Origin of the sequence: Bacillus sp. S4 (assembly GCF_040838205.1) — a bacterium.
In the GTDB taxonomy this organism is placed as follows: Bacteria; Bacillota; Bacilli; order Bacillales; family Bacillaceae_G; genus Bacillus_A; species Bacillus_A cereus_U.
This window is the reverse complement of record NZ_JBFPJI010000091.1, coordinates 1-12231: the sequence shown is the minus strand read 5'-3', so window position 1 is coordinate 12231 and position 12231 is coordinate 1. Positions and strand designations below refer to the sequence as shown.

Sequence of the window (12231 nt, the reverse complement as noted above, 5' to 3'; positions counted from 1 at the left end):
CTTGATTTTTCAGGGCTTTTTTATTAAACTGTCCATTTTATAGGGTACAGTTCAATTTCGGAAGGTTTCTTTTATTTTTCTTTATTTGCTTTTTTAGAAGGTCTTTGTCTAAGGAATTGAGATAGCATATACAAAATATATAGTGGAATGGCAATGAATAAGAAAACAGAAAAATTACCAAAACCTGTTTGGTACATTGTGATAATACTTCCAACTAAAAATAGTGTAATAATTATGCTATATCGTGGAATTGGTACATCTTTTAAACTTGGGATGCGAATTCGGCTCACCATTAAAAATGCGAACGTTACAAATACTGTAATAAGAACGATTTTTGGAATGGTATTTGAAAATAATGTTAGGAAAGCGACAAGCCCTCCAGCTGCAGTAATCGGAACTCCAGTGAAATATTTCATGGAAGTAGAAGATGGTGTTACATTAAATCGTGCTAAGCGATATGCTCCGAACAGTGGGAATAATCCCGCTATGTATAGTCCAATGATTCCGTAGTTGGAAAAAGATGTGTAATACATTAAAACAGCAGGTGCTGCGCCAAATGTTACAACATCTGCGAGTGAATCAAGCTCTTTTCCCATTTGTGAATCAACGCGTAATAAACGAGCAACACGACCATCAAGACTATCTAACATCATCCCGATAAGTACTAAAATAGCAGCTGATTTATAATATCCTAAAGATGCATAGCCGATTGACAAGAATCCGCTATATAAATTTCCGAGCGTAAATAAGTTTGGAATAGCTGCTCTATACAAAATCTGATCCCTTGCTTTCTGTTATAAATTCTTAATTAGTGTACGAAAGTTTACTTATTTTATCATACCATAAATTTCTTTCTCATACGAAAGAAATTCCCAATTTGTGAAAGATTTGAAGTGTAAGTAAAAAAGAAGCAACTTTTCACAAAGTTGCTTCCTACATTATTCAAATTTCGTTGTCATCGTTCCAGTTTTAAATCGATTGTTAGGATCGAATCTTAATAAATCTCCATAAATCAGTTTGTCAGAGAGTTTTAAATCTGTTTTTGCTTTTTCAATATACGGCTGACACAGTGCTACATCTGCCTCTTCACCTGAGCTTCTTTTGTAGCACATATTTTTTGTATACACATAATCCTCTGTTACAAAACTACCATCTCGCATTACCATAAGTGGATCTTTTTCTTTTATAAATAAGTCAGTTCCAAATTCAACTGATTGATTCGTTTTAATACCAAGTAAATGAAGCAGCGTTGGTTTAATATCAATTTGTCCTGATACTTTAGAGATAACTTTTCCTTCTTGACCTGGTACATGAATAATGAGGGGGACGCGCTGTAATTGCATAGAATCAAATGGTGTAATAGCGTCTTTCCCAAGGAACTGAGCCATAGCTGCATTATGGTTTTCGGAAATGCCGTAGTGATCCCCATAAATGACAATAACGGAATTGTCGTATAGTCCTTCTTCTTTTAATTGGTTAATGAATAATTTGAGAGCTTCATCCGTGTAGCGAACCGTTGGGAAATAGCGGTTTAGAACACCGCTTTCCGAATTAAACTCATCAACATATTGATCTTCTGGACTTAAGAGAAACGGAAAATGATTTGTTAAAGTAATAAATTTCGTATAGAACGGTTGCGGTAAAGATTTTAACTTTGGAATAGATTGTTCAAAGAACTCTTTATCTTTTAATCCCCAACCGACAGACATTTGTTCAGTGCCTACGTAATCATTTAAATTAAAATAACGATCATATCCAAGTGCAGGATACATTACATCACGATTCCAAAATGTTTTATCGTTTGAATGGAAGACAGCGGAAGAATATCCGTATTTCTTTAACTGTTCGGGTGTGGCAGTATATTCATTTGTTGCATGAGTAAAGAATACAGAACCACGGTCTAACGGATAAAGTGAGTTTTCAACGATAAATTCAGCATCGGAAGTTTTACCTTGTCCTGTTTGATGATAGAAGTTATCGAAGTAAAAACTATCTTTTATAAACTGATTTAAAAATGGAGTAATCTCTTTTCCATTTATTTTTTTATTAATAACAAAACTTTGTGTAGACTCCATTGAAATTAAAATTACATTTTTACCTTTTGCAGCTCCAAATAAGTTTTTATCGACTTGCTTATCTTTTGCGTCAGTATAATTTTTAATTTCGGAGAATCCGTCGCCACTTGCAAATACACGTTCAGCCGAAGATTTAGATTGAAGTGTAATATCGAATAGATGATATGTGTATAAACCTAAGTTTTTCACGACAGTTTGACGATCAAATGAGCGTGAGAACATTTGTGGTTTATAAATAACTGAAACAGTAATTTGCAGTGCCAATAGCGCTGTTACACCACTAAAGAAAGTCCGTTTCTCAGAACGAGAAAGTGGCGTCCTGTCACAAAATGATGGGAATTTACGTGAAATAAACATTAAAATAATTGCATCTGCAAATAAAAGTAATGTCTTGTACGTAAAGAGCTCTTTAATGCTCGTTCCTAAGTCAGCCATATTATTTGTTTGGAATAAAACAGGAAAAGTAACAAAATCGTTATAGAACCCGTAAAACATTGCATTTCCAAATAAAATAAATGACAGTATAAAACTAATTCCAATAATAATTCGGTTTCGGTACTTAGATGCAAGTAAAGCTAAACCGAAAAATAAAAGTAATGAAGCTAGTGGATTAATAAAAAGCATAAATTCTTCAAAGAAATTATCAATTTTAATATCAAATGCTAGCTTGTACACAATATATGTTTTAATCCATAATAAAACGACTGCAACGAGTGCAAATCGTAATTTTGGAAACAGATGTTGTAGCATAATATACTCCTCTCTTAAAAGCATGACAGTTCCTGTGAGTTTGTTTGAAAATCGTCTCACTATATATATACGAACAGTCCTTTATTATTATGATTATTATACTATGAGTATCATTATACGAAAATAAAGGAGAGTTGTGGGCTTTTTTTGCAACAATTGAGTAGAAAAAGCGAAGTGGGAGACAATAAAATGGAATTTCTATGTATGATTATTATCATTCGTTAAACATGGAAAGTATCGCGTAATGATACGGAGGTTATGATGCGGAAATTATTATATTTTATAGTATGCATTAGTTTTATGCTTTTTGTTTCACCGAGTGTATCAGTAGCACAATATGATGCACCGCTCATGGAAGATGCTCTTTATTCTGTGTTATTTCCAAAAATGAATGAAGCGATTGAGAAACAATATGGAAAATTAAAACCGTTTGATTGTCCCAAAATTATTAGTCTAAAAAAACTTTATAGCGGTACATATTTATTTCAAGCAGTAATTGAAATAACGAAATATGAATCAGGAATAGGTGGAAAAGTACTTCCGCCGTTTGAGAAGATAAGTATGACGTTTAACAATGAAGAAGGAGAATGGACTGTTACAAAAATTTCTATAAAGCGCTTACCAAATGATACGAAATTAAACTGTAAAAAAACAATATAAAAAATTGTTTGACAAATAAAATGGTCCTTTGGTATTGTTAATAGCAACAATTAGATGTTTGAAAATTAAATAGACTTACCTCATCTACTCTCAAAGGTAGAGGCCGCGATAGGAAAGAGTAAGCTATGGGAGATTTAGTGGAATCTGTGATCATAGGTTGAAAGGGACTATTGCCGAAATATAAGAATGACCACGTTATTCATATATTGGGACTGCATTGAATAAATGTAGTACTGTCATAATATTTATTTTATGGAGAGCTATTTGGAGATGTTGATGCGGTTTCTTATTTTGAGAAGATAACAACTTGTTTATTTTTTCAATATATATTTTTCCTAATAAGAAACGCGTGTGAACATTGTTCCGCGCGTTTTTTGTCTATCTAAAAACGTGCTGCAATGAATAGAAGATTGGGGTTATGAGTTTTAGAGGAAATAAGGGAGGAATTCAAATGTATTTACACGGCACAAGCCGAATCAATGGGCAAGGACACTTAGAAATTGGAGGGTGCGATACGACGCAACTAGCAAAACAATACGGAACACCACTTTATGTATACGATGAAGAGTCTATTCGAGGAAAATGTCGTGCGTTTCATCGTGCTTTTAAAGAAAGTGGTTTCTCTTATCAAGTAGCATATGCTAGCAAGGCGTTCTTGTGCATGGAGATGTGCCGAGTAGCTCGTGAAGAAAATATGTCTTTAGACGTTGTCTCTGGAGGAGAATTATATACTGCACTCCAAGCAGGATTTCCGGCTTCGCGCATTCATTTTCACGGAAATAATAAAACAGAAGAAGAAATGATTATGGCTCTTCAGGCAAATATTGGTTGTTTTGTGGTAGATAATTTCTTTGAATTAGAAATTTTACATGATTTAGCAGTGCAACATGGGAAATTTGTGAACATATTAATCCGTGTAACGCCCGGAGTAGAGGCACATACACACGAATATATAACAACAGGTCAAGAGGATTCGAAGTTTGGATTTGGTGTTTCAAATGGTCAAGCGATGCAAGCAATTGAGCTAGCTTTGCAAAAATCAAATTATAATGTGCTAGGAATTCACTCGCACATCGGATCACAAATATTCGAAACGGCTGGTTTTGTTCGAGCAATTGAAGTACTACGTCAATTTTTAGAAGAAGTGAGAGAGCGAACAAACTATGTGGTGAAAGTATTAAATGTCGGCGGAGGTTTCGGTATACGTTATACGGAGTCTGATACACCGTTAACACTTGAAACGTATGTGCACGCTGTAACAAGTACGGTGAGAGAGCAGTTTACAGTATGTGAATACCCGCTTCCAGAAATATGGATTGAACCAGGTCGTAGTATTGTAGGTGATGCGGGAACAACAATTTATACAGTCGGAGCGGTGAAAGAGATTCCAGGCATAAGAAAATATGTTTCAGTCGATGGTGGGATGACAGATAATTTAAGGCCGGCTCTATATGGAGCACGTTATGAGGCGATGTTGGCGAATCGAGGGAATGATGAAAATGAGGAACTTGTTTCGATTGCTGGGAAATGTTGTGAAAGTGGAGATATGCTGATTTGGGATATTAATCTTCCTAAAGTTGCTTCTTCTGATTTACTAGCGATTTCTTGTACAGGGGCATATGGGTACTCGATGGCTAATAATTATAATCGTATTCGTAGACCGGCTGTAGTCTTTGCAAAGGGCGGAACATCACAAATTGTTGTAGAACGTGAAACATATGAAAATATTATTGGGAACGATCGCATACGTATTAAAGAACTTGTTTAAATATGAAAAAAGGAGTTGTTCAGGATGGGCAATTCCTTTTTTATAAAATAATTAAAATATATCGGAAAACTAGGATTGAAAAAATTCAGAATTATGATAAAATACAAATATAAAGCTTATCAAGAGAAGCTGAGGGAACTGGCCCTACGAAGCTCGGCAACCTGCTTATAGAAAGCAAGGTGCTAAATCCAGCAAAATGGAATCCATTTTGAAAGATAAGGTAAAATATATTACCGAACAGTCTTTTCGAAATGGGAAAGCTTTTTTTTATGAATAAAAAGGGGGGCTGTTTGCGTGAGCGTACGGGAACATTTTGATGAAGTGTCCGAAAAAATTCAAACGATGCTTGCTGATATGAAATATGGTTCAATTACAATTGTGGTGCAAGATGGAAAAGTGATTCAATTAGAGAAAAGTGAAAAGGTCCGTTTAAAGTAAAAAGCGCTGACTAGAAAAACTAGAGGCGGTTTTAATCTATTTTATAGATTAAAACCGTCTTTTTGCTTTTACAGGGGGAAAAAACATGTTGACGTATGAAACGTGGGAAGAAAATGGTATTTCATTTTCAGAAGAAGATGAAACGAAAGGCGCGCTATCAGTATTAAGTTGGGCTTATAAAGAATATAAAGGTGAAATTGTATATGCATGTAGCTTTGGAGTGGAAGGGATGGTTTTATTGCATCTTATAAACCAAGTAAATCCATCTGCTAAAGTTGTATTTTTAGATACAAATGTTCACTTTCAAGAAACGTACGAATTAATTAAAAAGGTACGAGAGAGATTTCCTTCATTAAATATTATAGAAAAACAGCCAGCACTTACACTTGAAGAACAGGCGAAGCTTCATGGAGAAAAATTATGGGAAAGTAATCCGAATCTCTGTTGTAAGATCAGAAAAATTTTGCCGCTAGAAAAATCATTAGCAGCCGAAAAAGCGTGGATATCAGGCCTTAGAAGGGAACAATCAGAAACGCGTAAGCATACAAAATTTGTGAATCAAGATCATCGTTTTCGGTCTATTAAAATTTGTCCGCTCATTCATTGGACTTGGAAAGAAGTTTGGCGATATGTATACAAACATAGTTTGCCGTATAATCCGCTACATGATGTTGGCTATCCAAGTATTGGGTGTGAAAAATGTACATTGCCTGTAGGAGATGGTGGCGACTCAAGAGATGGAAGATGGGCTGGGAAAATGAAGACAGAATGCGGACTTCATTTTCAATAAGATAAATCTTGAAATAAAGCTAAGAGGGGATATAAAAAGATGAGTACAACAAATAAATTAGTAAACCGTATTGATGAAACATATGACATATCGAATATTGTAAAAGAAATTGAGCTAGACAAAATTGCGCTTAGTGATTTAGAACTTCTGGCGATAGGGGGATATAGTCCACTTACAGGATTTTTAGGGAAGAGAGATTATGACTCAGTTGTAGAAACACTGCGCTTAGTAAACGGTAGTGTTTGGAGTATACCGATTGCATTACCAGTAACAGAAGAAGAAGCGGATAGATTGAAAATTGGAGAAGAAGTAAACCTGGTTAAAGATGGAACTGTATATGGTGTTATTCAAATAGAAGATATTTTTGTACCGGATAAAGAAAAAGAAGCGTTACTCGTGTATAAAACGACGGATGAGGCTCATCCAGGTGTGAAAAAATTGTACGATCGACCGAACGTTTACGTTGGAGGAGCTATTATTCTAATACAACGCTCTGAAAATAATCAGTTTGCTTCTTATTATTTAGATCCAATCGAAACAAGAGAAGAATTTAAAAAACGGGGATGGAAAACAGTAGTTGGTTTCCAAACACGCAATCCTGTACATCGTGCACATGAATATATTCAAAAATCTGCACTTGAAATTGTAGATGGTCTCTTTTTAAACCCGCTCGTTGGTGAAACGAAATCAGATGATATTCCAGCTGATGTAAGGATGGAAAGTTATGAAGTATTACTGCAAAATTATTATCCAAAAGATCGCGTTTTTTTAGGGGTATTTCCCGCAGCGATGCGTTATGCAGGACCACGTGAAGCGATATTTCATGCGCTTGTAAGAAAAAATTTCGGCTGTACACATTTTATTGTAGGGCGGGATCACGCTGGAGTGGGAAATTATTACGGAACATATGAAGCGCAGGAAATCTTTACTGACTTTACGGTGGAAGAGTTAGGAATTACGCCGCTATTTTTTGAACATAGTTTTTATTGCGTTAAATGTGAGGCGATGGCTTCGACAAAAACGTGCCCACACGAGAAAGCGGACCATGTTATTTTGTCAGGTACGAAAGTAAGAGAAATGTTACGAAATGGAGAGATTCCACCAAGTGCATTTAGCCGTAAAGAAGTAGTGGAAGTGTTAATTAAAGGTTTGAAGAAAGAAGCAGTAACAGAATAGGGAGAGAACGAGATGGATACAAATATTACTTGGCATGCAGCGTCTGTTTCAAAGGAAGAGAGAAGAGTGAAGAATGGTCATCATAGTTTTGTAATTTGGTTTACAGGCTTATCAGCTTCGGGTAAATCAACAGTAGCAAATGCGGTGGCTCGGAAACTATTTGAAAACAATATCGGAAACTATGTATTAGATGGGGATAACATTCGTCACGGTTTAAATAAGGATTTAGGTTTTTCTGAAAGTGAACGTATGGAAAATATAAGGCGTATTGGTGAAGTGGCGAAGTTGTTTGTAGATGAAGGAACAGTTGTCCTTACAGCGTTTATTTCACCATATCGAGTAGATCGTAAACAAGTTAGAGACCTTTTGGCAGCAAATGAATTTATTGAAGTCTTTGTGAAGTGTCCGATTGAAGAATGTGAGAAACGTGATCCGAAAGGACTTTATAAAAAAGCGAGACAAGGTGATATTAAGCAGTTTACGGGCATTGATTCACCGTATGAGGAACCAGAACGAGAAGAATTAATTGTAGAAACGCACAAGTATTCTATTGAAGAATGTGCAGAACAAATTGTGAAGTACTTACAAGAGCGTAGTTTCATATAGGGGGATAAAAGATGAGTTATGAAAAAGTGTGGGCTAATACTGAAAAATTAAATCAAACAGAGAAAAAGAAATTAGAGAAAGACGGATTAGAAATCTTTAATGATATTCCTTACTATGCGGAGAATGGATTTGAATCTATTCCGAAAGAAGAGTGGGACGCCTTTAAATGGGCGGGATTGTATTTGCAACGACCGAAAGAAGCGGGCTATTTTATGATGCGTGTCAATATTCCTTCTGGGATTATTACAAATGCGCAGGCAGAGGTGCTAGCTTCCATCGCTGAAGATTATGGGCGTGATGTGTTAGATATTACGACAAGACAGGCGATTCAGTTTCATTGGTTAGAAATTGGGCAAATTCCGGATATTTTTAAAAGGTTAGCGAGAGTTGGTTTATCTTCAGCGGGGGCATGCGGTGATATTACGCGTAATATTACAGGTAATCCACTTGCTGGAATTGATGCGAATGAACTATTTGATACAACATCGATTGTTAAAGAAATATACGATTACTTCCAACATAATGAAGAGTTTTCTAATCTACCACGTAAATTTAAAATGTCTATTAGTTCTAACATTTATAATTCAGCAAATGCAGAGATTAACTGTGTGGCATTTACACCTGCTACGAAAGAAATAGATGGTGAGAAAAAAGTTGGTTTTCACATAAAAGTAGGCGGAGGCTTATCAGCTCGTCCGTACTTAGCGGAAGAATTAGATGTATTCGTTTTACCAGAAGAAGTGAAGGCAGTATCGATTGCAATTGCTACTATATTCCGTGATTTTGGATATCGTGAAAAACGCCACTTAGCACGCTTGAAATTTCTTGTCGCTGACTGGGGCGCTGAGAAATTTCAAGAGAAATTAGTAGAATACACAGGCCTATTGCAAAGTAAAGGGGAAAGTGCTCTCAAAGGCTGGAATGCAGGATACTTTTATGGTGTTCAAGATCAAAAACAAGAAGGATTAAAGTATGTCGGCTTTAATGTACCAGTAGGACGTTTACATGCAGAGGAAATGTTTGAGATTGCTAGAATTGCAAAGCAATATGGAAACGGGCAAATTCGTACTTGTAACTCACAAAACTTCATTATTCCGAATGTTCCGCCAGAAAATGTTGCAGGATTATTAAGTGAACCTTTGTTTGAAGCAATTTCTGCAAATCCGAAATCATTTATTGGTCATGCGGTTTCATGTACTGGTATTGAGTATTGCAATCTTGCGTTAGTAGAAACGAAAGAAAGATTACGCAAAATCGCAGAGTACTTAGATACACAAATTGCACTCGATGTTCCAGTTCGAATTCATATGGTAGGATGCCCGAATTCCTGTGGTCAACGTCAAATTGCTGATATTGGTTTGCAAGGGATAAAACTGAAAACGAAGGAAAAGGGAATCGTTGAGGCGTTTGAAATATATGTGGGCGGAACGCTATTAGACGGAGGAGCATATAACGAAAAATTAAAAGGGAAAATAGATGGAGAAGATTTGCCGGATGTTCTCGTGTCCTTTTTAAGTTATTTCCAAAAGAATAAATTACTAGCCGAAACGTTTTATGATTTCGTAGGGCGTGTTGGAGTGGAAGAATTACAAATTGTACTAAATCGTGTATTAGAAGAAGTAATAGCGTCTTAGGAGGGACAATATGGATTTATATCGATTTGAAGCTGTAATAGCGAATAGTGTTGTTCCAATAGTCGTTGTTGCTCAAAGTGAAGAACAGGCATTTAAGCTTGCGGAGATTGAGCTTGAAAAGCATTTTTTACCGTTGCCAGAAGTAAAGGAGATTTCTTTGTTTGAAAAAAAGAAGATTCGAAAAGGTGCGGCATTTGTTGTTCATGAGTAAATAACATTGTAATACGAAAGTATTCTAACTTCCATTCATATAAAAGGATGGAAGTTTCACTTTAATAGTAGAAATGAGGAGAGATGATGGGGAAGGTTTATATCGTTGGAGCGGGTCCTGGCGATCCGGATTTAATCACTGTTAAAGGGTTGAAATGTATCGAGAAGGCAGATGTTATTTTATACGATCGCCTCGTGAATAAAGAGTTGCTTTCATACGCAAAGCCTGAAGCGGATTTAATTTATTGCGGGAAACTCCCGAATTATCACACGATGAAGCAAGAGACAATTAACACATTTCTTATTAAATATGCGAAGAAAGGAAAAGTTGTAACGAGGCTTAAGGGCGGGGATCCATTTGTATTTGGAAGAGGTGGAGAAGAAGCTGAAGCATTAGCCAAACAAGGTATCCCATTTGAAATTATTCCTGGTATTTCAGCTGGTATAGCCGCTCCTGCTTACGCTGGTATTCCAGTAACGCACCGCGATGCAAGTGCAAGTTTTGCTATTGTGACAGGACATAGAAAAGAGGATGCTGAAGAGGAAGTGAAGTGGGGAAATTTAGCGAAAGGTGTAGATACATTAGCGGTCTATATGGGGGTTAGTAATTTACCTTACATATGTGAACAACTAATAAAACATGGAAAAGATCAAAGCACACCTGCCGCTATTATTGAGTGGGGAACGACATCTATGCAGCGTACTGTTACAGCGACGTTAGGAACAATTGTAGATGTTGCTAAAAAAGAACAAATTCAAAATCCGAGTATGATTGTTATTGGAGAAGTTGTCCGTTTTAGAGAAAAGATACATTGGTTTGAGAAACAAGCGGAAAATGCATATCCAGTAAGCGGAGTATTGTAAAATGAAGGCTGTATTATATATATGTCATGGAAGCCGTTTGAAAGCAGCAAAAGAAGAAGCCGTTGCATTTATTACGTCATGTATGAACCGTGTAGAGGCAAATATTCAAGAAATTTGTTTTTTAGAGCTAGCGAGTCCTTCTATTGAAGAAGGATTTCGTACATGTGTGAAGCGTGGTGCTACAGAGATTGTCGCTATTCCTGTTTTTTTATTAGCGGCAGGACATGTAAAGAAAGATATTCCGCTTGAATTACGAAAGTTAAACGAGGAATATCCGGATATCAAAATAGTGTATGGTAATCCATTTGGTGTATCAGAAGTGCTTGTAAAAGCGGTATATAACGGAAGTGGCATTCAAGACTATGAAGAAGAAGTAACACTTTTGCTTGTTGCAAGAGGGAGTAGTGATCCGGAAACTTTACAAGACATAAATTGGATTTCTTCTTTATTTCAAAAAGAAGAGAACATTAAAGAGGTGGAAGTTTGTTATTTAGCAGCTGCAGAGCCGAAGTTTGATGAGAAGTTGAAAGAAATTGTAGAACAAAAAGAACGGAACATTGTTGTGTTACCTTACTTATTATTTACAGGCTTACTCATGAAACATGTTGAGGAAGAAGTGCGTCAATATGAGTCGGAAGAGATAAAAATAAGTCCATATTTAGGAAAGAATGTAGCGTTTCGAGAGATGTTAATTCAGAAAACAGAGGAAATATTGAAGGGAGATCAATATGTATCCACTTACAGTGCGAGTTGATAAGAAACGTGTTGTTGTCATTGGTGGAGGGAAAGTAGCAGGGTTTAAAATTATTCCTTTACTAAAACAAGGTGCGGATATTGTTGTGGTAAGTACAGAATTAGATGCAAATTTAGTGAAACTTGTAGAAGAAAAGCAAATTCGTTGGTATCAAAGAGAGTATGAGAAAAGTGATATTAAAGATGCTTTTTTAGTAGTTGCAGCGACTAGCAATTCGGTACTAAATGAACAAATTGCTGAAGATGCCTCGGTAAATCAATTGGTAAATGTTATTACGAATCCGGAAAGTGGAAATGTTCATTTTCCGGCGGCGTTTCATCGTGGTTTGCTTAATGTAGCTGTTTCTACAGGAGGAGCAAGTCCGAAACTGGCAAAAAAAATTCGTGACGATATCGCAAATAAATATGATGAGACATATGAAACGTATCTTGATTTTTTATATGAAGTAAGAATAAAAGTGAAAGAATTACAAGTAGATAAGCGGCAGAGAAATATATTATTACAAG

The 12231-nt window shown here is 36.0% G+C and carries 13 protein-coding genes and 2 riboswitches; of the genes, 11 read left to right on the top strand and 2 right to left on the bottom strand.

Annotated elements, in window-relative coordinates:
* Window positions 1-71: 71 nt before the first annotated feature.
* Together pssA and AB3X48_RS11510 are read right to left on the bottom strand one after the other, a co-directional pair.
* Window positions 72-773 carry a CDP-diacylglycerol--serine O-phosphatidyltransferase gene (gene pssA, locus AB3X48_RS11515; protein ID WP_002158661.1) on the bottom strand — a complete coding sequence of 234 codons (702 nt, stop codon included), beginning with the start codon at window positions 771-773 and terminating at the stop codon, window positions 72-74.
* A 165-nt stretch (window positions 774-938) separates the two neighbouring features.
* Window positions 939-2825 carry an LTA synthase family protein gene (locus tag AB3X48_RS11510; protein WP_033714681.1) on the bottom strand — a complete coding sequence of 629 codons (1887 nt, stop codon included), beginning with the start codon at window positions 2823-2825 and terminating at the stop codon, window positions 939-941.
* 261 nt (window positions 2826-3086) lie between these two features.
* Between AB3X48_RS11510 and AB3X48_RS11505 the strand changes: the two genes are divergently transcribed.
* From AB3X48_RS11505 to AB3X48_RS11455, 11 genes are all read left to right on the top strand, one after another.
* Complete coding sequence (locus AB3X48_RS11505) at window positions 3087-3485, top strand: DUF3888 domain-containing protein (RefSeq protein WP_002158658.1); 399 nt, start codon at window positions 3087-3089, stop codon at window positions 3483-3485.
* 89 nt (window positions 3486-3574) lie between these two features.
* A riboswitch (Lysine riboswitch) is annotated at window positions 3575-3756 on the top strand.
* Window positions 3757-3936: 180 nt separating this feature from the next.
* The gene (gene lysA, locus AB3X48_RS11500) at window positions 3937-5253 is read left to right on the top strand and encodes a diaminopimelate decarboxylase (RefSeq protein WP_367959512.1); all 1317 of its coding nucleotides are present in this window, start codon (window positions 3937-3939) and stop codon (window positions 5251-5253) included.
* A gap of 113 nt (window positions 5254-5366) precedes the next feature.
* Window positions 5367-5475, top strand: a riboswitch (SAM riboswitch).
* Window positions 5476-5547: 72 nt separating this feature from the next.
* Window positions 5548-5691, top strand: coding sequence for a YezD family protein (locus AB3X48_RS11495; protein WP_002149491.1), 144 nt, complete (start codon window positions 5548-5550; stop codon window positions 5689-5691).
* An 85-nt stretch (window positions 5692-5776) separates the two neighbouring features.
* Window positions 5777-6481 carry a phosphoadenylyl-sulfate reductase gene (locus AB3X48_RS11490; RefSeq protein ID WP_002158656.1) on the top strand — a complete coding sequence of 235 codons (705 nt, stop codon included), beginning with the start codon at window positions 5777-5779 and terminating at the stop codon, window positions 6479-6481.
* A 39-nt stretch (window positions 6482-6520) separates the two neighbouring features.
* Window positions 6521-7657: a sulfate adenylyltransferase gene (gene sat, locus AB3X48_RS11485; RefSeq protein ID WP_016104294.1), complete on the top strand. Its 1137-nt coding sequence runs from the start codon at window positions 6521-6523 to the stop codon at window positions 7655-7657.
* A gap of 12 nt (window positions 7658-7669) precedes the next feature.
* The gene (gene cysC, locus AB3X48_RS11480) at window positions 7670-8263 is read left to right on the top strand and encodes an adenylyl-sulfate kinase (protein WP_002158654.1); all 594 of its coding nucleotides are present in this window, start codon (window positions 7670-7672) and stop codon (window positions 8261-8263) included.
* Window positions 8264-8274: 11 nt separating this feature from the next.
* Complete coding sequence (locus tag AB3X48_RS11475; RefSeq protein ID WP_088098855.1) at window positions 8275-9897, top strand: nitrite/sulfite reductase; 1623 nt, start codon at window positions 8275-8277, stop codon at window positions 9895-9897.
* A 10-nt stretch (window positions 9898-9907) separates the two neighbouring features.
* Window positions 9908-10108 (top strand): DUF3906 family protein, encoded by a 201-nt coding sequence (locus tag AB3X48_RS11470; RefSeq protein WP_002158652.1) that lies wholly within the window; start codon window positions 9908-9910, stop codon window positions 10106-10108.
* An 86-nt stretch (window positions 10109-10194) separates the two neighbouring features.
* A complete protein-coding gene (cobA, locus tag AB3X48_RS11465; RefSeq protein WP_088098856.1) occupies window positions 10195-10971 on the top strand; it encodes a uroporphyrinogen-III C-methyltransferase in 777 nt (258 codons plus the stop codon).
* 1 nt (window position 10972) lies between these two features.
* Window positions 10973-11725 (top strand): sirohydrochlorin chelatase, encoded by a 753-nt coding sequence (locus AB3X48_RS11460; protein WP_088098857.1) that lies wholly within the window; start codon window positions 10973-10975, stop codon window positions 11723-11725.
* On the top strand, window positions 11700-12231 hold a 532-nt coding region (locus AB3X48_RS11455), incomplete at its 3' end, for an NAD(P)-binding protein (protein WP_367959508.1). The genes AB3X48_RS11460 and AB3X48_RS11455, both read left to right, overlap by 26 nt.

Coding starts and splice junctions, on each gene's coding strand:
- AB3X48_RS11510 (WP_033714681.1), bottom strand. CDS start 2,825: ATGCTACAACATCTGTTTCCAAAATTACGATTTGCACTCGTTGCAGTC.
- AB3X48_RS11505 (WP_002158658.1), top strand. CDS start 3,087: ATGCGGAAATTATTATATTTTATAGTATGCATTAGTTTTATGCTTTTT.
- lysA (WP_367959512.1), top strand. CDS start 3,937: ATGTATTTACACGGCACAAGCCGAATCAATGGGCAAGGACACTTAGAA.
- AB3X48_RS11490 (WP_002158656.1), top strand. CDS start 5,777: ATGTTGACGTATGAAACGTGGGAAGAAAATGGTATTTCATTTTCAGAA.
- sat (WP_016104294.1), top strand. CDS start 6,521: ATGAGTACAACAAATAAATTAGTAAACCGTATTGATGAAACATATGAC.
- cysC (WP_002158654.1), top strand. CDS start 7,670: ATGGATACAAATATTACTTGGCATGCAGCGTCTGTTTCAAAGGAAGAG.
- AB3X48_RS11475 (WP_088098855.1), top strand. CDS start 8,275: ATGAGTTATGAAAAAGTGTGGGCTAATACTGAAAAATTAAATCAAACA.
- AB3X48_RS11470 (WP_002158652.1), top strand. CDS start 9,908: ATGGATTTATATCGATTTGAAGCTGTAATAGCGAATAGTGTTGTTCCA.
- cobA (WP_088098856.1), top strand. CDS start 10,195: ATGGGGAAGGTTTATATCGTTGGAGCGGGTCCTGGCGATCCGGATTTA.
- AB3X48_RS11460 (WP_088098857.1), top strand. CDS start 10,973: ATGAAGGCTGTATTATATATATGTCATGGAAGCCGTTTGAAAGCAGCA.